This window comes from Vibrio nigripulchritudo (genome assembly GCF_027924785.1).
GTDB classification, from domain to species: domain Bacteria; phylum Pseudomonadota; class Gammaproteobacteria; order Enterobacterales; family Vibrionaceae; genus Vibrio; species Vibrio nigripulchritudo.
On sequence record NZ_AP027050.1, the window covers coordinates 1,827,784 to 1,851,899 of the forward strand.

Below are 24,116 nucleotides of genomic sequence, written 5' to 3' on the forward strand. Positions count from 1 at the left end.
TTTGTCCTCAAATTATTACTGAGATTTGTATTGTTTAAAGGCTTTGAACACTTCATCCATATCTATGCCCTGCTTTGCCAGATGCCCTAGAACCCATTCGTATTCCTCGACTGAAATGGCATAAAGAGCGGGTGAGTTATTTGCCAACACGCCCAATGTGCCAAAGTCTTCGGTAACTTCTTTTACTGGATTTTTTCGGAACTCGCTGATTGCTACCACGCGATCACAAGACAATAGTTTCTTAGCCATATTTATTACAAACCTTGTACCAAATTCATTAATTGTTTTATATCGCATCATTTATTTTTCTGTAGTAAAGACTTTTCGGTTAGAAGCAGTGAGAACAAACAGCGCTTCAGAGAGAACGAAATCATTTTTAACCTTTTTTCAAATAGATAATAATCACTACGTGAGGTATTAAATTTTCTAATTAGGAAAGAAAGTCAGACATGAGGCACTGAAAAAGTACCATTTTAGAAACCAATAAGAGGAATTGGCTTACATAAAACAATTTGAATTCGCTAGATACTGAACTCAAGATGATTCAGATTTTTTTTAGATGTGTCTGTTGATGGGCAGGAAAACTGAGCAAATTTTCAGTCACACCATAAAAAAAAGCCTCACATGGAGGCTTTTACTGAATTGAAATCTGGCCTAAACCTTAGGCTCAAAACCCATATGGTGGAAGCTGAAAGCGTAAATATCGGCATTCAGATCCAGAATCTTGCTCATTGGCATTCCTGCCCCATGACCCGCATTGGTGTCCACTCGGATCAGCACTGGGTTTTCCCCCTCATGTTTGCTTTGTAGTTCAGCAATGAACTTGAATGAGTGAGCTGGCACTACGCGATCATCGTGATCCGCCGTGGTCACTAAAGTCGCTGGGTAGTGCGTTCCTTCCTTCACGTTGTGAACCGGAGAGTAACCCGCAAGGTAGTTGAACATCTCTTCATTTTGCTCGGAAGTGCCGTAATCGTATGCCCAACCTTCACCAGAGGTGAACGTGTGGTAGCGCAGCATGTCCAATACGCCAACTGCTGGGATTGCGACTTTGAACAGATCCGGACGCTGAGTCATACACGCACCTACCAGCAAGCCACCGTTCGAGCCACCATGAATAGCTAGCTTGTCTGATGATGTGTACTCTTCTGCAATCAGGTATTCCGCGGCAGAGATGAAATCATCAAACACATTCTGCTTTTGCAGTTTGGTGCCTGCAATGTGCCACGCTTTGCCGTATTCACCACCACCACGAAGGTTAGCCACGGCATACACGCCGCCCATTTCAATCCAGGTTGCAACGGATGGGCTGAAATACGGTTCCAGACTCACATTAAAACCGCCGTATCCGTAAAGCATGGTTGGGTTATTGCCATTCAGCTCCAGACCTTTGCGGTAACAGATGGTCAGCGGAACCAAAGTCCCATCTTTAGATGGATAGAAGACCTGCTTGGATTCCAGTTGCTCGCTGTCGATTTGGCACTCAGAGCCACGATGAAGCTCAGTCACACCCGTTTCTGGGTCAAAGCTATAGGATGAAGACGCTACGATGTAGTTAGTGAAGCTGTAGTAAAGCTCTTTGGAATCTTGGCGACCATCGAAACCAGACACACAACCCAGACCCGGCAGTTCAACATCACGGACTTTTTCGCCGTTGTAACGGTATTGAACGACTTTGGTGTTTACGTCTACAAGGTAGGACGCAAATAAGTAACCCGCACCAGTTTCAATATCAAGCTGCTGCTCCTGTTCCGGAATCAAATCTTCCCAGTTTTCATCAACAGGCGCTTGAGCATTAACCTTCACCACGCGACCCAACGGCGCATCTAAATTGGTGTATATCAGTAGGTCACCGTCATGGTGCTCAACAACGTAGCTGTCTGCCTGATTTTTGTTGGTCACCAATGTCAGTGGTGCATCTTGCTGGCGCAAATCACGAACATAGAGCTCGTTGCCCGACGTAGATTGCGCTCCCGAGACCACCAGAAAAGCATCGTCTTCTGTGGTGTAGCCGGATACATAACGGAATTTCTCAGCATCGGAACCGCCGAACACCAATACATCTTCGCTTTGTGGTGTGTTCAGCTTGTGGTAGTAAAGCTTGTGCTGCTCAGTACGCGCCGACAACTCACTGCCTTCTGGTTTGTCGTAACTGGCGTAGTAGAAACCTTCGTCACCAAACCAGGAAATGCCAGTGAATTTTGCGTCCAGAATAGGCGCTTCAAGCTCCTCGCCTGTTTCCGCATCAATTACGTAGATGGTGCGCCAGTCACTGCCACCTTCTGAAACAGAATACGCGACGACTTTGTCTGACTTAGAAAATGAAACACCACCCAGTGAAGAGGTGCCTTCTTCACTAAAAGTATTAGGGTCGAGGAAAATCTGTGCTTCACTGCCTTCTTTCTGACGATAAAGCACGGCCTGATTTTGAATACCATCGTTTTTGTAGAAGTAGGTGTAATCGCCGTGCTTGAATGGCTGAGAGACTTTTTCGAAGTTATTTACTGTTTCGAGTTTTTTACGAATTGCATCGCGGAAAGGGATCTGATTGAGGTGTGCAAATGTAACCTCATTCTGGCGGCTTACCCAGTCTGCCGTTTCTTCGCTGCGGTCATCTTCCAGCCAGCGATAAGGGTCAGCCACTTTGGTCGAGAAATATTGGTCAACAACGTCTGACTGTTTGGTTTCTGGATACTTTGGCACTTCGCACTCCTTTGGTTAGTTTTACAAGTTAATCATCTCACAAAACTTAGGGTAAGAAGTGTCGGAGTGCCAATTGCTCAGGAACTAGTCCCAGTTTTACCAAATCCTGATACTTTAACCGGAAACAGAGCTAACCGCCGCGCGGATTCGATTGCCGATTTCATCCCACTTGCCCTGCTCCATTAGATCTGTGCTTGCGAGCCAAGTGCCACCACAGCATACAACGCGATCGATGGAGAGATAGTCTTTAACGTTGCCGATATTCACTCCGCCAGTCGGCATAAAGCTAACGTCACCGTAAGGCGCTAGCAGCGCTTTTAGCATCGGAATACCACCCGAGGCTTCTGCCGGGAAAAACTTCAGCAGACTAAAGCCACTTTCTAACGCAATTTCAATTTGGGAAGGGGAGTTCACTCCGGGAATGAACGCAAAATCTTTGCTCTTGCAATAGTTCGTCACCGTCGGGTTGAACCCAGGTGCTACTCCGAACTTTGCTCCTGCCGCAATGGCTGCATCCACTTGTTCGGGTTTGATTAACGTCCCTGCCCCCACGCACAATTCTGGCTGCGCTTTGACCATAATAGCAATCGCTTCGGCAGCCATTTCGGTGCGAAATGTAATTTCTGCAACGGGTAAACCATTGTCCATTAGCGCATTAGCAAGAGGCTCAGCCTGCTCTAAAGAAGTAATAGAAATAACGGGCACAACCTTATGCTGCGCCAGCGTTTGAAAGACGTCCTGCGACATAAATTTATCCTTTATTCGTTATCAAAATGGTTGGAACGGAAGCGCGACAATCGCTCTTTCATCGAGGTGATTTGGTCTCGGTGCCCTTCTTCTTTATTCAGTGACACGGCGGTCGCCAGAATATCCACCACCACCAACGCGGCAATGCGTGAAATAGTAGGGGTGTAGCGATCGGTGTTTTCCAGCGTTTCAACCACCAAACTTAAATCACACTCCTGACTGAGCGAACAGCCCCGACGCCCCGTTATAGCAATAACTTTTGCGCCATGGTCTTTGGCTTCACGTACCGTCTCAATCAGGTCGATGGTTTCTCCATTGTTTGAAATCGCAACCACCACATTTCCTTCTCGCATCATGGATGAGGCGATGAATTGCTGGTGCGCATCCGTATGGGCGTTACAAGGCACACCAAACAGGGGGAATTTCTGTTGCGCATCCAGTGCAACAATGCCGGAAGCGCCGAACCCATAAAAGTCGATTTGAGACGCATTGGAAAGCAGCTCAACAGCCGCTTCCATTTTTTCCATATCCGCATGCTGACGCGCCCAGTCCAGACTGGTAAGCGTGAAGTCGAACAGTTTACGAGACACCACATGAGTGCTGTCGCCTTCTTCCAACGCCGCATGGGTTGGCGTCACACCAAGGGCAATGCTCTGAGCCAGACGAATCTTTAAGTCCTGAAACCCGCTGCACCCCACAGCCGTGGAAAAGCGCATTACTGTGGGTTCACTGACTCCTGCGGCTTTCGCGGTCTCGACCAAGGTGCTGTTAATGGCTTTATGAGGGTCAGACAATACCCACTCCGCCACCTTGCGATCCGACTTGCGGAGCTGGTCCAGTGAGCGGGTGATCATTTCAATGACATTAGGCTGCTTTTGCTGCAATGCTAACTCCTTAACCTCAAACGATATTCGACATTCAATTGCGCAGGGAAAACAGAAATACTATCAGCGTTTTGCTGCGCTGCTGCACAAATTTTTTCTGGTTCTATGGTGTTAAACTCAAATAAGCCGAAATGATGCGCAATCAGTGTCGGAATTTGTGCCTGCTGACAAATCTCTATCGCTTCTTTCAGATGGAAGTTTCCGGGTACGCCATTGGATCGTCGCGCTTCATCCCGACCATTAACAGGCAATAGAGCCACATCTGGCTTGAGCTTTTGAACCCGTTCAACCAAGCCATCAAATGGAACGCTGTCTCCCGAGTGCCACACCCTTACCTTTCTATTTTCAATGGCAATATCCAGAACATAGCCCAAAAAGCGGCTATTGCCCTGTTCGTCCCGTTCAATCGCTTCGTGCGCCGCCGGGAGAACATGCACACTAATGAATTCATTAAGCTGGATGTGTTCACCATCCGACACCAGAGTCAACTTGGATTCTTCCAAACCACTTCTGTTTTGTGCTTCTTTACTTTCCGCTCTGGGGGCAACCAGAAATACATTGTCTGCGCTTCTAAAAATCGGCTGAAGGGTGGCTGGATCCATGTGATCGGTGTGTTTGTGGGTACAAAATACGCCTGAAATATGTGCCAGTTGATCAGGAAAAATCGGCGCTTTCATCATTCGAATGTGTGGGAAACGCGTACCTTGATATTTCTCTGCCAGAGAGTCAGACAGATACGGGTCAATAAGCCAGACCTGATTTTGATAACGAATCAAAAAGCCTGCCTGCCCCAACCAGAACAAACTGACCGACGCTTCCGGTTGAAGGTACTGGCTTAAAAAGTCAGCCAGCTCACCATCAAATACCAAAGGTTCGAATTGCACCTGCATATATTGTTCTATACCTCTAAAACCTGAATCAGATTATCGACCGCCGCGTGGGTAGCCTTATCCACGCTCTCCTGCGTATACCCGCCGATATGGCTGGTTGCGATACAGCGCTCGTGCTGCCAAAGCGGATGATTCGCCGGCGGCTCGGTATCGTACACATCCACCGCGTACACCGAAATTTTACCACTGCACAACCCATCATAGATGACATCGTGATCCACCAGAGAAGCACGGGCCGTATTGATGATAACCACCCCATCTTTTAGCTGATGTACGTTCTCAGCACCAATAATGGGTTTGCCGTCTAATGGCGCAGGGCAATGGAAGGTGATGATATCGGACTGGCGAAGCAAATTGTCCACTTCGCAAAACTTAAAATCGTCGTTCAATACCAGTTGCCCCTGAAGAATCGGATCGTAAGCAATAACCTGTGTTCCAAGCCCTAGCGACATTTGAGCGACCTGACGACCAATCGCTCCCATACCAATCACGCCAACAACTCTGCCCTGAATTTCATGCCCCAAAGCTCTTGTCCATTGACCTTGCTTCAATCCTTCTGCGGTTTCCGGAATATGGCGCAGACCAGACAACATCATGGCAATTGCCAGTTCCGCGACGCCTCGGGCGTTTGCTCCTTCCGCTCTGCAAACCGCTATCCCCTGCTTTTCTATGGTATCCAAAGGCAGATTATCTACCCCTGTGCCATTTCGACTAATGGCTTTGAGCGATAATGCAGACGTAATCACCCGCTCAGAAACGGGCTCCACGCCGGCAATCCAGCCTACGCACTGAGGCACAATTTCCAGTAGCTCCTCTTCGGTCGGGGATTTTCCCGGTTGGCAGAACACCAGTTCATACCCCAAGCTTTTGAGCTTTTCAAAAGCGGGGTGACCATTCAAAGACAACGAGCGCGGTGTGATCAGAATTTTTCCCTTTTCCATGGGTCGCTTAACTCCTTCGGCTTAGGCGTTTTGGGCAATTTGGCAAATGGTGTCGAAGTCTTCACCACGAACCGGAATGTTGACATCAAAAACTTCAGCGATCACCCGCGTCCATCCATAAATGAAGTAGACCCAGCCATCGTGAATCGCCAGTTGAGCTTGTTCTTCCTGTTTTCTGGCCTGATGCAGAAAATCCAGTTCGCCGCGATAATTCAGTTCCCACACAATGGCATACTCAGGAAAACGCGCGTCATTGCTAATGGGGGAACCCGGTGCATCTTTTCCAAGCCCGGTCGCATTGATAACCAAAGAGTGCGGAGGCATATTGGCTAACGTCTGTTCGTTGCTGGGCTGTTCGTTGCTTAGCTGCTCGTTACCTGATTGTTCGCTTCCTTGCGCTTCGCCCACCAGAACGTAGTCGACGTCCACCTCTATCTGGTAGCGGCTCAATACTTCCGCCAACTCATCCAGCCGATGCTGAGAAATGTCCGATACCACGATCTTATTCGGTCTCTGGTCCTGGCTTAATCCCTGCGCCAAATGCCAGCAAATCGCCGTCGCGCTGCCACCAGCCCCCATCACAAACACTTCTCCACCCGTATTAGGGAAATGGCGCTCAGGTAAAATGTAATCCAGCGCAAAGCCCGAAGTAATGGGGTCTTTGGCACTGCATCCAAACTGCTGACCTCGTTTGTACAGACAACTGGTTTCATTCATTTTGATGGCATGATCGTCAATTGAATCGAACAAATCCTGACTTGCCTGAAAGAGATTCAGTTTATGAGTCGTCACCAGCGCCCCAACAGATAACGGATCACGCTTAATGAATTCTGTCACCTTGCGATAATCATTAGCGGGTGCGTTCAGAGGCAAGTCGATACCTGAAATCTTCACGTCGCCAAGCTGCAAGTGTTTCGCCCATTCCGGAAACACTTTCATGATCGAGCTGTGCTTGGTGGACACCCCAACGAAATAAAAGGTGGGCTTTGAGGCGGGCGTTAAATTCATCCGACGCTCCCCCTGTACAACTGTTGGATGCTCTCGTCACTTCTGGGCTGATACTCGGGGTTTTCAGAAAGCACCCAACCACCATTGCCATCCGACAATACGCGATGCTTCATACCACCCGATTTTTCAATAATCGAATAGTCCTGACCGCTGTCGCTCGGGTAGCAAAAGAACATCACAAATTCACTATCACCTGTATTTACGCTGCGATGGATCCAGTATGGCGGTACGTAGCAGACATCATCAGGACCAATTTCAATCACCTTGGTTTCCCCTTCTGGCGACTCCATCAGCATCAGTCCATGCCCTTTTTTACCAATGTACACTTCTGGGCGGTCGGCATTGGCATGGATATGACCGCGAGTCATAAAGAATTCATTGCCTACCCTACCTGGCTGCATCTTGGTGACCCCAAAAATCATATCCTGACACCGCTCTCCCGGATGGTAGTCGGTGACTTCGTACACCACCTGCTCTCCGAGTTTTGGTTTGAGTTGTTGATAGCTATTCTGGTCTGCGTAGAGACCATCCAAGTCATCAAATCGCTTCTGATATCGCCGATCTGTCCCTGTCAGGCTGCCGGAAGACACATCAATGTGGCAGCTCACTGGATCCATAAGTGACATAATTATTCCCTCATTCTCCATCACAATTGCCTACTCTTTGACTGAACATTCATAAAAAACGGCATAAACACATAACAACGCTCGTTAAGAATGATGAGTTCGAATTTCAGCTCTTTTTAGTATTAATACTACACACAAATAAAAGATCAACCCGTTTTGAGATTTAAATTGTGCATATTTTCACCTTAAAAAGTTAATAAAGTGTAAAATATGAGCTTGACAATACGGATTTGTGTATTAAAAATACATTTAAGCTAAGTTGTAGTTCTGTACATAGCGCTTCATGACGAAGGGCAGGAAAGTAAAACTACCAAAGGACAGGTTCATTCAAGGAGTCACAGAATGCCGACAGGGACACTCAAACCCAACCAGACAGATTCCATCAAGTATCTGTTTGTGTGGCCAGCACTGTTTATTGTGTTGCTGGTTACCTTGTTCCCACTGATTTACGCGCTGACGGTCAGCTTTCAGTCGGTACGCCTGATCCCACCGCTACCAGTCAGGTTTGTTGGCTTCGATAACTATCAGTCGTTACTGGAATCTGCCCGTTTCTGGCAGTCGGTCGGCACCACTCTCTTGATTGTTCTGAGTTCTATTGCCATTCAGTATGTAGTGGGATTTATGCTGGCTCTTGCGTTGCACAACAAAGTGCCGGGGGAAAAGCTGTATCGTGTAGTATTTCTACTTCCTATGTTTATGGCACCCATCGCAGTTGCGCTGGTCGCACGTATGATGTTCCACTCCGCACTCGGACCGGTGAACGATTTCTTTAGCCTGCTGGGTTTTGAAAACTTGCCGTTTCTGACCGAAACCAGCTGGGCACTCGGCGTTCTGGTTACTGTGGAAGTGTGGCAATGGACGCCTTTTGTGACCTTGCTGATGCTGGCGGGTTTGCAAGGGTTGCCTAAAGATGTGTATGAAGCCGCCTCCCTAGAGAACGTGCCACCCTGGCGTCAGTTCTGGGATATCACCTTCCCTATGCTTCTTCCTTTGTCCGTCGTAGTCGTTTTCATCCGGATCGTCGAAGGGTTCAAGATCATCGATACCGTCTACATTTTAACGGGAGGCGGTCCCGGTACATCGACCGAAACCCTCACCCTGTTCGCCTATAACCAAGGCTTCAAAACCTTCAACTTAGGTGAAGCGTCGGCACTAAGCTTCCTGTTCCTTATTGTGATTGTGGTTCTGGGTAGCGTTTACCTGGCTGCGGTTAAACCTGTTGTGGAGAAACGCACATGACCGATTTCGCCACAGACAAACTTTCAACCTCGAACACGGATGTGAAACCCGCTATGTCAAAACCAAGTTCTGGGAACAGCAGTCATCGTCAGACAGAGCCACATTCGATGAAACAAGCGCAGACGGATCTCACTTTTAAGTGGATCGCCACTATTGGCTGTATCGTGTGGTTGCTATTTCTGCTGGCTCCGTTTTACTGGGTCACCGTAACCGCATTTAAGCCACCGCAAGCGGTCAATGGCGGCGCAACGTATTTGCCGTTTATCGATTTTGCTCCCACTCTGGAAGCGTTCCGAGAAGTCATTTCCGGTATTCGCGGTGACTTCGTCGGACCATTCTGGCACTCCAGTTTGATTGCTTTGGTGTCTACGTGTCTGTCCGTACTGCTGGGCTCAATGGCAGCTTATGGCATCGCAAGGTTTGAGTTTCGTATCCGCTTACTGGCTGGTATTACGTTCGCCGTTGTAGGGATCGGAGGGTTCTTAGCCCTTACCGAACTGGTTGAATTTGCGATTCCTCAGGCCATATTGATTTCTCTGGTGGCGGCGTTTGTCAGCTCGTTCTTTATCAACAAACTGCGCTTACCCGGACCGGTATTGGGCAACGACGATGTGACCTTCTGGTTTGTGTCCCAACGCATGTTCCCACCCATTGTTTCTGCGTTCGCTCTTTACCTGTTTTATGCCGAACTCGGAAAGCAGGGCGTTCAGCTTCTGGACAGTTTCTTTGGCATGGTGGTGGCGTACACCGCATTTGGTTTGCCTTTGGCAGTGTGGCTGATGCGCGATTTCTTCCGTTCCATTCCAGTTGAAGTGGAAGAAGCCGCCATGGTCGAAAACGTACCGAGGCTGCGCATTTTCTTCGACATTGTATTGCCGATGTCGAAACCCGGTTTGATAGCGACCTTTATGATTACGCTGTCGTTTATTTGGAACGAGTTCTTGTTTGCACTTTTACTGACTTCGTCACGTTGGCAAACCCTGCCAGTGGTTTTAGCAGGGCAAAACTCAAGCAGAGGCGATGAATGGTGGGCGATTTCAGTCGCAACACTAATATCAATAATACCGATGATCATCGTTGTGTCTCTGCTCGGTCGACTTATGAAATCCGGACTATTATCCGGCTCTATAAAATAACAACTTTCACCATGGATGCCCTACCTACTGATAAGGGCAAATTAGAAGGAATTAAACATGGAAAGGAAAATACGTTCTTCAGCACTGGCCGTTGCCCTTAGCTTAGGTGCAGCCGCTTTTTCGACCCAAACACTGGCAGCGTGCGAGCCTGATTACTCCGGTGTGACGGTGACCGTCGGGTCTCAAAATGGTCCCTTTATTGCCTCCGCTCTGCGCACCGCAGGGGATGCATGGGAAACACAAACCTGCGGAAAAGTGAAAATTGTCGAGTTTCCATTTGGCGAGCTTTTTCCTAAATTTTTGACGGGAATGCAGACAGGATCGAGTGAGATCGACGTCATTTCCTACATTCCGGCATGGCTGCCAGACTTTAACCTGTTCCTTTCAGAAATGCCGAAAAGCATGCAGGAAGGCGAATACTGGCAAGACATTCACCCCGTTTATCGTGAGCGTCTGATGCTTTGGGACGGCAAAGTGAAATCCGCTACCATGGATGGCGACATGCACATGCTGAACTACCGCGCTGATCTCTTTAACGATGCTGGTGAAAAAGCCGCCTTTAAGAAGAAGTACGGCTATGAGCTTGCCGCGCCAGTCACCTGGGATCAGTACTACGACATTGCTGAATTCTTCACTCGCCCGGATGAAGGTCTATACGGCACAGCGGAAGCTTACAAACGTGGCGGTCAGCAGTTCTGGTACTTCTTCTCTCATGCTGCCAGCTACACCAACGATCCAAAAAATCCGGGCGCGATGTTCTTCGATCCAGACACCATGGACGCACAAATCAACAACGCTGGCTGGCTAAAAGCCCTGAAGGACTACAAGCGTGGCTTAGACTACAACCCACCGGGTGCACTAAACAATGGTTCGGGTGACGTTCGTCCGTTGTATGCAGGTGGCAAGGTGGCGATGAACATCGACTGGGCCGACTCTGGTGTGCTAGGCGCAAACCCCAAGGAATCCCGTATTGTGGGTAATGTACGCACCGCCATGCTGCCAGGCTCTAAATCCATCTGGAACGCCAAAGAAGACAAATGGGTGGAATACGGCGGTGTCGTTGCCTCTCCATTCCTTGCTTTTGGTGGCTGGCAGTTAGCGGTTCCTCAGTCGTCTAAAAACAAAGCGGCAGCGTGGGACTTTGTGAAAACCGTGACCAGTCAGGAGCAGTCTTCCAAAGCCATCGTCACCGCGAATACGGGGGTTAACCCATACCGTCTGAGTCACTACGATAACATCGATAACTGGTTGGCGATCTTCTCTAAACCCGAAGCGGAATCATACTTAGCGGCGCAACGTGCGTCTCTGGATGCACCCAACGTGGCGCTCGATCTTCGAATTCCGGGTTTCTTCGCTTACACCGAAATTCTGGAAATCGAACTGTCTCGTGCTCTGGCAGGCAAAGTGTCTGAACAGGAAGCTTTAGACAGCATTGCCAAGCAATGGGACCGACTCACAGACGATTTCGGTCGCGAGTCACAGCTTAAAGCGTATCGCAGCGCCATGGGTCTGCCTGCGAAATAAGCCTGTCTGGTTCCGCTACCACAGCGGTGGCGGAACCCAGCTTATTGAACTCAACCAAAGGATGTACAAGGAGTCGATGCGGTGACACACGTTAGCTTAACCAACATCAAAAAGTCGTATGATGACATCAGCGTTATCCCGGATCTCAACCTCAATATTGAGCAAGGTGAGTTTGTGGTGCTTGTGGGTCCGTCCGGATGCGGCAAAACCACTACCTTGAGAATGATCGCAGGACTGGAAACCGTCACCGATGGGCACATCGCCATCTCGGATCGCGATGTCACCTACGAGCAACCCGGCACTCGCAACTGCGCCATGGTGTTCCAGAATTACGCGCTTTATCCGCATATGACGGTGTACGACAACATCGCCTATGGCATGAAGGTGCGCAAAGAACCGGCAGACGTCATCAAAAAACGTGTTTCCGATGCCAGTGCCCTGCTGGGGATTGATGCATTGCTGGACAGAAAACCTCGTCACCTCTCAGGCGGGCAGCGCCAGCGTGTTGCGATTGGGCGAGCCATTGTCCGTCACCCAGATCTGTTCCTATTTGACGAACCACTTTCCAATCTGGATGCCAAGCTGCGCGTAGAAATGCGCACAGAAATCAAGCAGCTGCAACGCAAACTCGGCACGACAGCGGTATACGTTACCCATGATCAGGTCGAAGCCATGACCATGGCAGATCGAGTGGTCGTGATGCAAAACGGGCATATTGAGCAGTTTGCCTCGCCCATCGAAATATATGAAAAGCCCGCAAACCGATTTGTGGCCGAATTCATCGGCACACCCAGCATGAATTTCCTTGGGGTGACGGTGGGCGCAGACGCAACCTTCGTTACTTTAGACAGCGGCGAAACGCTAGACATTGCCTCACCCCACCAGACCAGCCTGGTTAAATACCGAGGCGAAAAGGTCGTCATTGGTATCCGCCCGGAGCACACGCTGGAAGCACTGGAGGAAACCAGCAATGTAGTGGGTGTTTTACCCAAAGCGATAGAGCCACTCGGTTCTCACACCTTGCTGATCTCCGAGTTAGCAGGCGAACCGTTCACCGCACAAGTTGACAGCCACTTCCCTGCCAGTGTTGGGCAGCTCAGTAAAATCAAAGTGGATATGTCCAAAGCGCACTATTTCGATATTCAAACTGAAATGAGAATTGGGGATTAACTATGTCGAGCCCAATCTATTTGGTCGTCGATGTCGGTACTGGCTCTGTCAGAGCCGCCGCCGTTGATAAAAGTGGTCAGATACTGGCGTTTGCCAACCGAGAGCATGAACAGCATGTTCCAAGGTATGGATGGTGTGAACAGCGCCCTTCGGACTGGTGGGACGGCGCGTGTGAGTCTATCCACGGTGTGCTTGCCAAATTGGGTGGCTTATCTAAGGACATTCGCGCTATTGCCTGTTGCGGGCAGATGCACGGCACGGTTCTGATTGATGAATCGGGCGAACCCACCCGTGAGTTCGTCCCTTTGTGGAACGACAAACGCACCATCGATTTGGTGAATCGTTATCAGGAGGACTTTGGGCTGGATTCCTGTCTGAAAAATACCGCCAATCCTCCCACTCCGGCATGGCCGGGCTTCAAACTCCAATGGTTTTCAGAGCATGAACCACAATTGCTTGAGAACAGTTGGAAAGTGCTGATGCCGAAAGACTTTATTAACTTTCGACTGACGGGTGAAATTGCATTTGATACCACAGAAGCATCCGCCAGTTTCTTAATGGATGCAGATTCAAAAACATGGTCCGATAACATGATTCAGCAGTTAGGCATTCCCAAACGTCTGCTGCCTCCGTTGTGCGATCCACTCGATATCTTAGGAAGCATCACCGCCAAAGCGGCTCGGGATACGGGCTTAACTGAAGGCACGCCTGTGGTGGTTTCGGGTGGCGACTTTCCGGTAACGCTTGTGGGTTCAGGCATTACCGAACCGGGCTTAGGTTCTGATGTGACGGGTACTTCCTCCATCATCACTCTTGCCAATTCAGAGCCCGTTCGACATGAAGAAGTGTGCAATGTTCTGATCCCCGGTAACCATTGGGGGGCATTCTCGTTGCTGGATGCGGGAGGCGACGCCGTTCGCTGGGCAAAACGCGCCATGAACGAAAACACGCTTTCTTATCAGGAAGCCACACAAAAAGCAGAGCAATCACCAGCGGGTAGCCGCCAATTGTTCTTTTTACCTTACCTGACCGGAGAACGCCTTGGCGCGACACGTAATTCCCGAGCGCAGTTCTTTGGCCTGAATTCCGGGCACAGTCTGGCAGATCTCCACCGTTCGGTTCTGGAAGGTGTGGCTTTCGCGGTACGACGTCATATCGAACAGATGAGCCATGCCGATAATCAGGTTGAGCGCATCATTGCAGCCAGCGGCGGTGCCAAGTCGGAATTGTGGCTGAAAATCAAAGCCAGCATGTACAACACCCCCATTTTGGTACCTAAAGAACCGGAATGTGGCGTGATCGGCTGTGCCGCCATAGCTGCGACCGCGACGGGGCAATTTGATTCTCTATCTCAAGCCGCCAGGCAACTGGTGCAGTTTGAAAAAGAGATCATCCCAGACCCGAGCTGGAAAGCCAGATACGATCGTATGTATCCCGTGTTTAATCAGATAAAGGATGCCACCAGCGGTCTCTACACCGCTTTAGATCAACTCGAAGAAGACTGAATTTATCCATATCGATGAGGTGTATCGGTTTGGATTTTTTTCGCCACTCAATGTTCTAAAACTACATTTTATGGCGAGAAAAAAGCAAAAAGAGCAGGAAAACCGAATTATTCGGTACTTTTAATTAAGAAAAGGATTGACCCATGAGCAAATTAGTAAAACTGGCTATCGTCACAGCCTGCTTGGCTGCCAGCCCACTGAGCTACGCTGCCAAATGCAAAATTGGCATTTCAATGAAGACACTAAGTGCGCCTTACTTTGCTGCACAGGAAGTGTCTGCCAAAAAACACGCCGAAAGCCTAGGATGTGAAGTGCTGTCTACCGATGCCCAAAACAATCTGGTGAAGCAGATCGCGGATGTAGAAGACATGGTGTCGCAAGGCATTCAGGCATTGATCATTAACCCTCGCGACAGTGAAGCACTGGTGCCCGCCGTTAATGCCGCCAGTGCAGAAGGTGTGAAGGTGATTGTGATTGATTCCACCCTGAACCCAAGTGCTAATTTCATCACTCTGGTTCAGTCTTCTAACTCCCAGAACGGGCAGTTGGTGGGTGGCTGGATCGCCAAAGAGATGAAAGGCAAAGATCTGAAAGTCGCGCTGTTGTCTGGTGAAAAAGGTAACGAAGTAGGCAAAGAACGTCGCTTAGGTGTGATTGCTGGAATCATTGAAGGTCAGCTTAAAAACGAAGGTGAAACCAGTGTTGAAATCGTCGCTCAGGGCTGGGGTGGCTGGAACAGTGAAGGCGGATTGAAAGCGATGGAAGACATCCTTGTCGCCAACCCCAATGTGAACGTCGTGCTGGGTGAAAATGACTCCATGGTATTGGGAGCGAAGAAAGCCGTTGAAGCCGCCAAGCTGAAAGGCAACGTGTTACTGGTTGCGGCAGCCGATGGTCAGAAAGAAGCACTCAGACTGATCAAAAGCGGCGGTTACGGAGCTACTGGTCTGAATGACCCTGCCCTTGTTGCATCCACAGCAGTGGATCTTGCCAAGCAAGCCATCGACGGAAAATTGCCAGCCACAACAGGCAAACTCACTTACACCAAGCCTGCGGTCATTACTCAGGATAACGTCGACGACTTCCTACGCGACGACGCGGTGTTCTGAGGCAGTTATGGCAAATGAACACCCACTGATAGAAGTGAAGGACTTACACCGCTACTTTGGCGGTGTCAAAGCCCTGCAAGGTGTTAACTTCTCCCTGAAAAAGGGAGAAGTGCACGCCCTGATCGGGGAAAACGGCGCAGGGAAATCCACCCTGATGAAGGTGATCGGGGGCGAATACAAACCCACCAAAGGTCAGCTAAGCATTAAGGGAAAAGAAACCGTCTTCCGCTCCCCCAAAGACGCGTTCAGCTCCGGTATTGCGGTTATCCATCAGGAAATGGTGTTGGCACCGGATTTATCAATTGCTGAAAACATTTTTCTGAAAGAACTGCCCGGTCTGGTGAACCGAAAAGCGTTGCAAAGCCGCGCGTCGGAACTGATCCGCAAGCTTGGGTTTAAGCTGGATCCGTCCCTCCCCGTCGGTGAATTGCCCGTTGCCCACCAGCAGATTGTCGAGATAGCCAAAGCCCTCTCGACTCACGCGAAGATCATTGTGTTTGACGAGCCAACCGCCGTGCTGTCCGAAGGTGATGCGCAACGCTTACTGACCATCATTGACGACCTGAGAAAAACCGGTGTCGCCATTATTTACATTTCACACCGTCTGGATGAAGTGCTGCAAATCGCAGATCGCATCACGGTGCTCAAAGACGGGCAGTCCATTGAAACACTGGACAACACCACATCGGAATCGCTTACCGTCGATGACCTGATCCCACTTATGGTCGGCAGACCTTTGAAAGATCTGTTTGGTGAGAAAACCGATCACGCTCTGGGAGATACCGTGTTGTCGATAGAAAACCTGTCGGACGGCAAACGCTTGTCCCCCTTTAATATGGACGTTCGTGCGGGGGAAATCCTCGGGTTGGGTGGTCTGGTGGGGGCGGGTCGGACCGAAGCCATGCGCCTTTTGTTTGGTGCAGACAAAGCCAGCAGCGGCACCATCAAAATCGAAGGAAAAACCGTATCCATTCACTCCCCCTATCACGCAGTGAAACACGGTATTGGTCTGGTTCCTGAAGATCGCAAAGCGCAGGGGACCGTGCTCGAATTTTCCATCACCCACAACATCACCATGGCAAACCTCAAAGACGTTCTGATCGCAGGTGACCTGATTCATCCAGCCAGAGAAGCCAGAATCGTCACCGATTTATCGAAGAAGCTGACCGTGAAATACCACCAAAGCAGCGATCCTGTTTCCAGTCTGTCGGGTGGCAACCAGCAGAAAGTGGTGTTGGCGAAATGGATTCACGCTCAATGCAAAGTATTGATTCTGGACGAACCTACACGCGGTGTCGATGTGGGTGCCAAAGTCGAAATCTATACCCTGATCCGCTACCTCGCGACCTTAGGTGTCGCGGTGATTGTGATCTCTTCTGAACATCAGGAACTGTTTGGTTTGTGTGACCGAATTCTGGTGATGCGAGAAGGCGAAATCACCGGCGAACTTACCCCTGACGATTATCAGGAAGTCAATTTACTTCGATTAGCAATGATTGCCACGGAGCAGGCTGATATACCCAAGTGACCGCGAGATGCAGGATTCAGAGCCTCATATTCTGTTTCAGTTCAAGGAAAAGGACGCAGTGGAATGACCAGTCCTTTCCAAGTTCTTTGACGATGAAATGGGACAGAATATGGGCTCCTAAAGGCGAGTTTAACTGGTTTTCATACTGCGTTACCGATTTTTGATTTAGAACCACTAGATCTTCAAATCGGTGTCTTGTCTGAAAGCCAGTTAATTCTCGCTGAACCAGGCATCTTGCGGTCACTTGGGTATGGCTAATTCCCGAAAGCTCAGGCAGAAATAAAAAAGATAAGGAAATGGATATGGTTGAAACCGCGTTAAAAATCCAACACCACCTCCAGAAATGGGGCACCCCCATGATACTGGTACTGCTGTTGATCTTTGCCAGCAGCCAGTCGGATGTCTTCTTAACCGAGCGCAACATCATGAACGTGCTGCGCCAGATTGCGGGCATTGGGTTGTTGTCGATAGGCATGCTGTTCGTCATTTTAACCCGAGGTATCGACCTCTCTGTGGGTTCGATTGCGGCACTCGGCAGCGTGCTGTCTGCCATGTTTGTCGAACATATGGCTCCGGGTACTTCTGTTGTCGTCACTGTGCTTATTGGCGCAACCTGTGGTCTGGTTTCTGGTGTGTTAATTGCCCATCTTAAGCTTCCACCGTTTGTGACCACCCTTGCGATGATGACCATTGTTCGCGGTCTGGCGCTGATTTTCTCGGAAGGGCAACCCATCGTGATGGGAGAACCCGGTCAGTTGCTGACTCAGTTTGGTTCCGGTTACCTGTTTGGTGTGCCTTTACCCGTGATTTTAATGCTCACTCTGTTTTTGATCGCCGGGGGCATTTTAACTTACACCCGATTTGGTCGCTTAGTGACGGCAATAGGGTCCAACAGCGAAGCAGTGCGACTTTCCGGTATTCGCGTCAACCGTTACGTTGTCTCGGTGTATGTAATTTCCGGCGGGTTAGCCGCCCTTGCTGGCATCATTTCCACCAGCCGGACAGGCGTGGGTTCCGCCACCATAGGGGTTGCCGCGGAACTGGATGCCATCGCCGCCGTTGTGATAGGCGGAGCCAGTTTGATGGGCGGTCGGGGAACGGCGTTAAACACGCTGATCGGCTGTTTGATTCTGGGAGTGATTGCTAACTTGATGAACCTTGCCAAGGTGCCGGGTTACCACCAACAGGTCTTTATGGGTCTTATTATTGTGATTGCCATGCTTTTGCAATACGGAACACATCTACGTGCAAAAAGCAGCGGTTAGAATAGGAAAAGTCACATGTACCTTGAAAAATTTAAGTTAACGGGAAAAACCGCGCTGATTACAGGCGGAGCACAGGGAATTGGGTTTGAGATTTGTCATGCGCTGCTCGATGCCGGAGCAAGCATCATCATCACAGACATTAATTCACAAGCGTTAGAAAAAGCGCAGTCGGTATTGAACGATCTGGCGCAGGAAAAAGGCACCACCATTCAGACGCTGGTTCTGGATGTCAGCGATTCCCAGGCAGTGAACAACACGGCTGAAACACTTGCCAAAAAAGGAACCTCGGTAGACATTCTGGTCAACAACGCGGGAATTGCGATCAGTAATCACCCCGCTGAATCCATGACGGATGAGGTCTGGCGCAAGGTACTTCAGGTCAATCTCGATGGTGTATTCTACTGCTGCCGTGCGTTTGGCGCGCAAATGCTGACACGAGGTGAAGGGAGCATCGTTAATATGGGCTCCATGTCGGGTTACATCGTCAACCGACCGCAGGAGCAGGCGCAGTACAACGCCTCGAAAGCGGCGGTACATCAGCTCACCAAATCGCTGGCTGCCGAGTGGGCAGAACGTGGCGTTCGTGTTAACGCCGTTGCGCCCACCTACATCGACACCGAAATGAACCGTTACGTGACACAAGATAAAGAGATGTATCGGCAATGGGTAGACAACACACCCATGAAGCGATTGGGGAAACCCGAAGAAGTCGCTTCTGCCGTGCTTTTTCTGAGCAGTCAGGCATCCAGCCTGCTGACGGGCACCATTTTAAAAACAGACGGCGGCTACACTTGCTGGTAGCCCAAAATAGGGAATCAGAATGCGAGACATTGACAAATCGACACTGAAATTTGAAGGCGTACTTTGGGACATGGATGGCACTATCGCCGATAGCGAACCCATCCATGAAAGAGCCATTCGCACCACACTCAACAAGCAGGGTGTGGACCCGACACACGAAGATCTGCTCAATGTGCTCGGCACCGAAGGCATCAAAACCTTTGAGTACTTCCGTGACAAGTACGATTTGTCTGTTTCCTTTGATGATTATCGCAACGCGAACTACCAGTATTTTTGTCAGCATAGCGATGAAATCACACCGCTTTATGGCTGTGATTTATTCCGAGCTTTTCGAAAGGCAGGCGTCCCTCAGGCCGTGGTGACCAATTCAGACCGTATTCTGGTGAATGCGGCGCTGGCAGCATTGGAGATTGAAATCCCCGGAATGATTGTGGTCGCCAGAAACGACGTGAAGAACGGCAAACCCTCCCCTGAGGGCTACCTGAGAGCGGCATATCTGCTGGATATTGAACCAGAAAAACTGGCCGTGATTGAAGACAGCCCATTAGGAGCCAAAGCGGGCATGCTCGCAGGCATGGAAGTGATCGGTGTGCCGCTTCCTGAGCTTCGGGATCGCTTTCCTTCCGAACTGCCTGTAGCACTCAACCGCGATGAACTTCTCAAGGCATTATCCAAAGGTTAAACACCATGACATCCCTTACTCTGCTCACCACCAATTTTCCTTCCCGCTATGTGCAGGGTTCTGGAGCAATGGCGCAGCTTATTCCTGAGCTTGATAAGCTTGGGAAGCACCCTGTTATCTACATCGACCAAAATGCCTACTCGGCAGTGATTGACGCATTGCAGCCGATTCCCAGCCATGTGTCGGTGTTTTCTGTGGAAGCCGAATGCACCACGGAAAAAATTGAACTGACGCTGGCGGATCTGCAATCGTACAACGCAGACTGCATTGTCGGAATGGGCGGTGGCAAGGTGATCGATTTATGTCGGGCGAGTGCCGACATGCTGTCGGATAAGCTGGGCAGAATCATTCCTTTTGTCAGCGTGCCAACGGTCGCTGCAAGCGATGCACCCTGCTCTTCTCTGGCGGTGATTTATTCCGAAGAAGGCACTTTCGTTAAAGATCTGTTTGTGAAGCGCCCGCCCAATCTGGTTTTGGTGGACAGTGCCATTGTGATCGGTGCGCCAGCCCGAACCTTTGCGGCTGGCGTTGGCGACGCTATGGCAACCTGGTACGAAGCGGAATCGTGCCTGAATTCAGGTACGGGGAATTTTTGTGGTGGGTTTGCGACTCAGCTCTCCAACATGGTGGCACAGCTCTGTCGTGACACTTTATTTGAAAACGCCGCACAGGCTGTAGAAGATTGCCGCAACAATCGTCTTTCTCCTGCATTTGAAAAGGTGCTGGAAGCCAACATTCTGCTGTCGGGCATAGGGTTCGAATCGGTGGGAGTGGCATCTGCACACGCTGTTCATCACGGTTTAACAGAACTGCCAGCCAGCTACGAGCGCGTTCATCTTTTAATGCACGGTGAAAAAGTCGCTTTCGGTGTGGTGGTGTCTATGATTCTGAACGATAAACCTCAGCCAGAACTCGAAAAAGTCATCCGGCTGTTTCAGGCAATAGATCTGCCCTGCAATTTGGATGATTTAGGCATTAAGCCGACCGACACTCATGCCATCGATATCATCGCCACCAAAACCTGCGAAGCAGGCAGCATTGCGTACAATGAGCCAGTTAAAATCACTCATGAGATTGTTGTCGATGCCATTCAACGAGCCCACAAAGCGGGCAAGGCGATGGCGTAACGCTCGGCAGATGACGGCCTGATTCTCATACTTATGAGAGCCCGTTTAAATTTAAGATTTGAAAATGCATAGAAAAGAATAAGGGTATATACTTTCGATAAATCAACCTGATAGACCTAAGTAGGCAGCATGATCATTGAGGTAACGTACCACCCCGATAAGCAGGATTTAGAGTCCATCTACCAAGCGTTGCGTGAATTTAACGAGCCGTACTTCCCCGACTTAGACGAGAAAGTTCTCGCGCTATTTATTCGCGATCATCAACACCGTGTGGTAGGTGGTATTGCTGCTCATCTGTTTTACGATTCCCTTCATATTCATCGTATCTGGATTGATGCCAATTACCGTCGCAAAGGCATCGGCACCAAACTGCTTAAAACCGCAGAAAGAGAAGCCAGAAAAATGCAGGTTAAAAAGATTTTTCTCGATACCTACAATTTTCAGGCACCCGAGTTCTACCAAAAACACGAATATCAGGAAGTAGGACGCTATCAGGGTTACCCGAAAGGCGGAACCGACAAAATCTTTTATAAGAAGACGCTGATCTGATTGGGCGAATGCGAATCTGTGTTAGGCTATCTGCCGGACAATAGAAGCCGGAGTTAGCTGTGAAACAAACCCAACGTCATCATGAAATACTCGCTTTGCTGGATGAGCAAGGATTCCTCTCCACCGAAGCCTTTGTTGAGACGTTCAACGTAAGCCCGCAAACCATTCGTCGCGACCTGAACGAACTGGCAAAACAGGGGCTGATCAGCCGACACCACGGCGGTGCCTCTCTTTACTCCAGCACCGAAAACGAAGCCTATTCCACCCGAAAAGTCAGCCATCAGGAAGAAAAAGCCCGAATTGCCGCAGAGCTGGTCAAGAAGATTCCAAACGGCTCCTCACTTTTCATCGACATCGGCACCACCACCGAAGCGGTCGCTACCGCGCTTCTCAATCACAAAGACCTTAAAGTGGTCACCAACAACATCAACGTTGCCAGCATTTTAATGGCGAAAGAAGACTTCACGGTGATCATTGCAGGCGGGCAGATCCGCAACAAAGACGGCGGTATTATTGGCGAAGCGACCCGCGAGTTTATTGAACAGTTCAGAATGGATTTTGGCATCATCGGCATTTCAGGCATCGATTCCGATGGCAGTTTACTGGACTTTGACTATTCAGAAGTGAAGATTGCGCAAGCGATTATCGCCAGTTCCCGCCAGACATTACTCGCCGCAGACAGCAGTAAATTCAATCGCGGTGCTATGGTCAACCTTGGGCACATTTCTCAGGTAGATTCATTGTTTACCGATGAAATGCCCGCCGCCGAGCTGGTAGAAGTGATCAAGCAGCACGAAGTCGAACTGCTTGTTTGTTAGTGATCAGCGTTCGCTAATCCATTTGCCCCTGATTTCTTAAGAAGGCTTCTACTTCACCAATGTAAGGAATGGAAGTCTGAGCCCCGAAACGAGTCACCGACATCGCCGCAGCCGCATGTGCAAACACAATCGCGCCTTCTAACGTGCTTCCTCGACACATCCCTACAAGCAACGCACCGTTAAACGTATCTCCGGCTGCTGTGGTATCCACCGCTTCAACCACAAAGCCGGGAACCAGATACCCAACACCAGACTGGCTGACCCAGACGCCTTTCTCGCCCAAGGTAATCAGAACGGTTTCCACGCCCTTTTTATGAAGAATTTGGGATGCCTGAGACGCAGACTTATCGTCTGTCACTTCAACGCCCGTGAGGATTTCCGCTTCAGTTTCATTCGGAGTAATCATCGTAACTTTGGCAAGCAGATCGTCAGGCAACTCGCGAGCGGGCGCGGGGTTTAACACTACTTTACAACCGGATTGGTGGGCAATGTCCACCGCGTGTTCAATGCCATCCAACGGTGTTTCTAGCTGAAGGAGTAGGTAGTCGCCGCTTTGAATGGTGTCGGTAAAGGTTGAAACCACAGGAGCGGTCAGGTAACCATTCGCCTCCGCCGAAATGCAGATGCTGTTTTGACCGGAATCCGTCACCTGGATCATGGCGATACCTGTCGGGCAATCGGGCTCCACTTTCACACCAGTTACATCGATACCGTCCGATTCAAACTGCTTGCGGATACCAAGCCCAAAAGGATCATCGCCTACACAGGCAATAAAGCGGATATCTGCGCCTAACCGCGCACACGCAACAGCCTGATTCGCCCCTTTTCCACCGGCGACAATTCGGTAATTTCTTCCGGTTATGGTTTCACCCGGACGAGGAAATTCAGGCACTTGCATAACGTGATCGGCGTTTACACTTCCGAATACAATGATTCCGCTCATAATTCTCCTCTTCCTGTTTCTTCCTTGGAAGCAATCCAGTTCCGTGGTGACAAGCCGGTGATTTTCCTAAATACCTTAGTAAAACCTGAGTAGCTCTCGTATCCAACCTGATCCAGCACCCAATGCATCGGCTTACCCTGCAATATCAGAGACTGCGCAACCCCGATCCGCCAATGAGCGATGTAGTTCCCTGGGGTCATCCCAACAACCTTTTTAAACGTTTCGATAAACACGGTCCGAGACATGGCGCACTTTTCCGCCAGATCTTCTAACGAGTATGGATGATATGGAAGCTGATGGATCATATTAAGCGCATCCGCGAGCCGTGGGTGAGACAAACCGGCCAACACCCCTTCTTTCATCAAATTTTGTTCAACTATGTGACGAAACAGCATGATCATCATAACGTCGCTCAGCTTATCTAAGATCACCTGTTGCCCTAAATCCGCGTTCGCTGCCTCTAAAAACAGTGCCTCCATGATTGGAGAAAGCGACGGCATGGTCTTGAACGGGATCACGATGCGATCGGGCAAAGCTGAAAATAGTAGCTCCCACTTTCCCTCGCTGTATTCAATGGTAGAACAGACCAGATGAGCGCCATCAGAAAGCCCTTCAATCACATGCGGTACCGTTAAAGGAAAGTACACCAGCGAGGGCTCGATAATTTCCAGCTCCCGCCCTTTGTGGTCTCGCAGTCTCAAATGCCCGCCACGCAAAATGTGTAAATGCCCCTGATTGCGGTGCGGTTCGCTGAATGAAGACACACCGCAAAGCTGACCAGAATAGAAAACTTCTGATCGCATAGAGAGTTGCTGAATTAATTTCGAAAGTGCATCCATATTTCCTCCGTACTATTGGCACACTTTTACGCACTTATGTACCCAAATAGACCGGACATCTGCCTTAAATTACTTCACACAC

23 protein-coding genes are annotated in these 24,116 nt (G+C 49.7%); 13 read left to right on the top strand and 10 right to left on the bottom strand.

From position 1 onward, the window contains the following. Positions 1–15: 15 nt before the first annotated feature. The 8 genes from QMG91_RS26495 to QMG91_RS26530 all read right to left on the bottom strand — a co-directional run bounded on the left by QMG91_RS26495 (position 16) and on the right by QMG91_RS26530 (position 7,799). Positions 16–249 (bottom strand): hypothetical protein, encoded by a 234-nt coding sequence (locus QMG91_RS26495; protein ID WP_004406799.1) that lies wholly within the window; start codon positions 247–249, stop codon positions 16–18. A gap of 405 nt (positions 250–654) precedes the next feature. Continuing rightward, a complete protein-coding gene (locus tag QMG91_RS26500) occupies positions 655–2,703 on the bottom strand; it encodes a prolyl oligopeptidase family serine peptidase (protein ID WP_281831026.1) in 2,049 nt (682 codons plus the stop codon). A 114-nt stretch (positions 2,704–2,817) separates the two neighbouring features. Continuing rightward, positions 2,818–3,450 carry a bifunctional 4-hydroxy-2-oxoglutarate aldolase/2-dehydro-3-deoxy-phosphogluconate aldolase gene (locus tag QMG91_RS26505; protein ID WP_281831028.1) on the bottom strand — a complete coding sequence of 211 codons (633 nt, stop codon included), beginning with the start codon at positions 3,448–3,450 and terminating at the stop codon, positions 2,818–2,820. Positions 3,451–3,461: 11 nt separating this feature from the next. Next, on the bottom strand, positions 3,462–4,334 hold the full coding sequence (locus QMG91_RS26510; protein WP_022598074.1) for a MurR/RpiR family transcriptional regulator: 873 nt from the start codon (positions 4,332–4,334) through the stop codon (positions 3,462–3,464). 2 nt (positions 4,335–4,336) lie between these two features. Then, on the bottom strand, positions 4,337–5,224 hold the full coding sequence (locus tag QMG91_RS26515) for an MBL fold metallo-hydrolase (protein ID WP_281831030.1): 888 nt from the start codon (positions 5,222–5,224) through the stop codon (positions 4,337–4,339). Positions 5,225–5,232: 8 nt separating this feature from the next. Further along, the gene (locus QMG91_RS26520) at positions 5,233–6,165 is read right to left on the bottom strand and encodes a phosphoglycerate dehydrogenase (RefSeq protein ID WP_200767906.1); all 933 of its coding nucleotides are present in this window, start codon (positions 6,163–6,165) and stop codon (positions 5,233–5,235) included. A 21-nt stretch (positions 6,166–6,186) separates the two neighbouring features. Continuing rightward, positions 6,187–7,173: a shikimate dehydrogenase family protein gene (locus tag QMG91_RS26525; protein WP_281831033.1), complete on the bottom strand. Its 987-nt coding sequence runs from the start codon at positions 7,171–7,173 to the stop codon at positions 6,187–6,189. Beyond that, positions 7,170–7,799, bottom strand: coding sequence for a glucose-6-phosphate isomerase (locus tag QMG91_RS26530; RefSeq protein ID WP_004406820.1), 630 nt, complete (start codon positions 7,797–7,799; stop codon positions 7,170–7,172). The genes QMG91_RS26525 and QMG91_RS26530 overlap by 4 nt, the downstream gene beginning before the upstream one ends. 342 nt (positions 7,800–8,141) lie before the next feature. Between QMG91_RS26530 and QMG91_RS26535 the strand changes: the two genes are divergently transcribed. The 13 genes from QMG91_RS26535 to QMG91_RS26595 all read left to right on the top strand — a co-directional run bounded on the left by QMG91_RS26535 (position 8,142) and on the right by QMG91_RS26595 (position 22,252). After that, positions 8,142–9,038, top strand: coding sequence for a carbohydrate ABC transporter permease (locus tag QMG91_RS26535; protein WP_281831035.1), 897 nt, complete (start codon positions 8,142–8,144; stop codon positions 9,036–9,038). Further along, complete coding sequence (locus tag QMG91_RS26540) at positions 9,035–10,174, top strand: carbohydrate ABC transporter permease (protein WP_223098117.1); 1,140 nt, start codon at positions 9,035–9,037, stop codon at positions 10,172–10,174. The genes QMG91_RS26535 and QMG91_RS26540 overlap by 4 nt, the downstream gene beginning before the upstream one ends. 57 nt (positions 10,175–10,231) lie before the next feature. Continuing rightward, on the top strand, positions 10,232–11,698 hold the full coding sequence (locus QMG91_RS26545) for an ABC transporter substrate-binding protein (RefSeq protein WP_022561930.1): 1,467 nt from the start codon (positions 10,232–10,234) through the stop codon (positions 11,696–11,698). Between the two features lie 81 nt (positions 11,699–11,779). After that, positions 11,780–12,868: an ABC transporter ATP-binding protein gene (locus tag QMG91_RS26550; RefSeq protein ID WP_281831038.1), complete on the top strand. Its 1,089-nt coding sequence runs from the start codon at positions 11,780–11,782 to the stop codon at positions 12,866–12,868. A 2-nt stretch (positions 12,869–12,870) separates the two neighbouring features. Further along, positions 12,871–14,373 carry a xylulokinase gene (locus QMG91_RS26555; protein ID WP_281831039.1) on the top strand — a complete coding sequence of 501 codons (1,503 nt, stop codon included), beginning with the start codon at positions 12,871–12,873 and terminating at the stop codon, positions 14,371–14,373. Positions 14,374–14,516: 143 nt separating this feature from the next. Then, on the top strand, positions 14,517–15,482 hold the full coding sequence (locus QMG91_RS26560) for a substrate-binding domain-containing protein (protein WP_281831041.1): 966 nt from the start codon (positions 14,517–14,519) through the stop codon (positions 15,480–15,482). A gap of 7 nt (positions 15,483–15,489) precedes the next feature. Beyond that, complete coding sequence (locus QMG91_RS26565) at positions 15,490–17,010, top strand: sugar ABC transporter ATP-binding protein (RefSeq protein ID WP_281831042.1); 1,521 nt, start codon at positions 15,490–15,492, stop codon at positions 17,008–17,010. A 302-nt stretch (positions 17,011–17,312) separates the two neighbouring features. Beyond that, positions 17,313–18,275, top strand: coding sequence for an ABC transporter permease (locus QMG91_RS26570; RefSeq protein ID WP_004406344.1), 963 nt, complete (start codon positions 17,313–17,315; stop codon positions 18,273–18,275). Between the two features lie 15 nt (positions 18,276–18,290). Then, positions 18,291–19,076, top strand: a complete 786-nt coding sequence (locus tag QMG91_RS26575; protein WP_281831044.1) for an SDR family NAD(P)-dependent oxidoreductase — start codon at positions 18,291–18,293, stop codon at positions 19,074–19,076. 19 nt (positions 19,077–19,095) lie between these two features. Next, complete coding sequence (locus tag QMG91_RS26580; RefSeq protein ID WP_281831046.1) at positions 19,096–19,758, top strand: HAD family hydrolase; 663 nt, start codon at positions 19,096–19,098, stop codon at positions 19,756–19,758. 5 nt (positions 19,759–19,763) lie between these two features. Next, on the top strand, positions 19,764–20,885 hold the full coding sequence (locus QMG91_RS26585; RefSeq protein WP_281831047.1) for a glycerol dehydrogenase: 1,122 nt from the start codon (positions 19,764–19,766) through the stop codon (positions 20,883–20,885). 129 nt (positions 20,886–21,014) lie between these two features. Next, positions 21,015–21,434 carry a GNAT family N-acetyltransferase gene (locus tag QMG91_RS26590; RefSeq protein WP_281831048.1) on the top strand — a complete coding sequence of 140 codons (420 nt, stop codon included), beginning with the start codon at positions 21,015–21,017 and terminating at the stop codon, positions 21,432–21,434. A 59-nt stretch (positions 21,435–21,493) separates the two neighbouring features. Further along, the gene (locus QMG91_RS26595; protein ID WP_004406357.1) at positions 21,494–22,252 is read left to right on the top strand and encodes a DeoR/GlpR family transcriptional regulator; all 759 of its coding nucleotides are present in this window, start codon (positions 21,494–21,496) and stop codon (positions 22,250–22,252) included. 13 nt (positions 22,253–22,265) lie between these two features. Here the strand turns inward: QMG91_RS26595 and rbsK are convergent, their stop codons facing one another. Together rbsK and QMG91_RS26605 are read right to left on the bottom strand one after the other, a co-directional pair. Next, positions 22,266–23,195 carry a ribokinase gene (gene rbsK / locus QMG91_RS26600; RefSeq protein ID WP_022561940.1) on the bottom strand — a complete coding sequence of 310 codons (930 nt, stop codon included), beginning with the start codon at positions 23,193–23,195 and terminating at the stop codon, positions 22,266–22,268. After that, the gene (locus tag QMG91_RS26605) at positions 23,192–24,034 is read right to left on the bottom strand and encodes an AraC family transcriptional regulator (protein WP_281831050.1); all 843 of its coding nucleotides are present in this window, start codon (positions 24,032–24,034) and stop codon (positions 23,192–23,194) included. The genes rbsK and QMG91_RS26605 overlap by 4 nt, the downstream gene beginning before the upstream one ends. Positions 24,035–24,116: the final 82 nt, after the last annotated feature.

Excerpts from the sequence above, each read along its gene's own strand:
- QMG91_RS26495 (WP_004406799.1), bottom strand. The coding sequence starts at position 249 with ATGGCTAAGAAACTATTGTCTTGTGATCGCGTGGTAGCAATCAGCGAG.
- QMG91_RS26505 (WP_281831028.1), bottom strand. The coding sequence starts at position 3,450 with ATGTCGCAGGACGTCTTTCAAACGCTGGCGCAGCATAAGGTTGTGCCC.
- QMG91_RS26515 (WP_281831030.1), bottom strand. The coding sequence starts at position 5,224 with ATGCAGGTGCAATTCGAACCTTTGGTATTTGATGGTGAGCTGGCTGAC.
- QMG91_RS26520 (WP_200767906.1), bottom strand. The coding sequence starts at position 6,165 with ATGGAAAAGGGAAAAATTCTGATCACACCGCGCTCGTTGTCTTTGAAT.
- QMG91_RS26525 (WP_281831033.1), bottom strand. The coding sequence starts at position 7,173 with ATGAATTTAACGCCCGCCTCAAAGCCCACCTTTTATTTCGTTGGGGTG.
- QMG91_RS26530 (WP_004406820.1), bottom strand. The coding sequence starts at position 7,799 with ATGTCACTTATGGATCCAGTGAGCTGCCACATTGATGTGTCTTCCGGC.
- QMG91_RS26535 (WP_281831035.1), top strand. The coding sequence starts at position 8,142 with ATGCCGACAGGGACACTCAAACCCAACCAGACAGATTCCATCAAGTAT.
- QMG91_RS26540 (WP_223098117.1), top strand. The coding sequence starts at position 9,035 with ATGACCGATTTCGCCACAGACAAACTTTCAACCTCGAACACGGATGTG.
- QMG91_RS26545 (WP_022561930.1), top strand. The coding sequence starts at position 10,232 with ATGGAAAGGAAAATACGTTCTTCAGCACTGGCCGTTGCCCTTAGCTTA.
- QMG91_RS26555 (WP_281831039.1), top strand. The coding sequence starts at position 12,871 with ATGTCGAGCCCAATCTATTTGGTCGTCGATGTCGGTACTGGCTCTGTC.
- QMG91_RS26560 (WP_281831041.1), top strand. The coding sequence starts at position 14,517 with ATGAGCAAATTAGTAAAACTGGCTATCGTCACAGCCTGCTTGGCTGCC.
- QMG91_RS26565 (WP_281831042.1), top strand. The coding sequence starts at position 15,490 with ATGGCAAATGAACACCCACTGATAGAAGTGAAGGACTTACACCGCTAC.
- QMG91_RS26570 (WP_004406344.1), top strand. The coding sequence starts at position 17,313 with ATGGTTGAAACCGCGTTAAAAATCCAACACCACCTCCAGAAATGGGGC.
- QMG91_RS26575 (WP_281831044.1), top strand. The coding sequence starts at position 18,291 with ATGTACCTTGAAAAATTTAAGTTAACGGGAAAAACCGCGCTGATTACA.
- QMG91_RS26580 (WP_281831046.1), top strand. The coding sequence starts at position 19,096 with ATGCGAGACATTGACAAATCGACACTGAAATTTGAAGGCGTACTTTGG.
- QMG91_RS26585 (WP_281831047.1), top strand. The coding sequence starts at position 19,764 with ATGACATCCCTTACTCTGCTCACCACCAATTTTCCTTCCCGCTATGTG.
- QMG91_RS26590 (WP_281831048.1), top strand. The coding sequence starts at position 21,015 with ATGATCATTGAGGTAACGTACCACCCCGATAAGCAGGATTTAGAGTCC.
- rbsK (WP_022561940.1), bottom strand. The coding sequence starts at position 23,195 with ATGAGCGGAATCATTGTATTCGGAAGTGTAAACGCCGATCACGTTATG.
- QMG91_RS26605 (WP_281831050.1), bottom strand. The coding sequence starts at position 24,034 with ATGGATGCACTTTCGAAATTAATTCAGCAACTCTCTATGCGATCAGAA.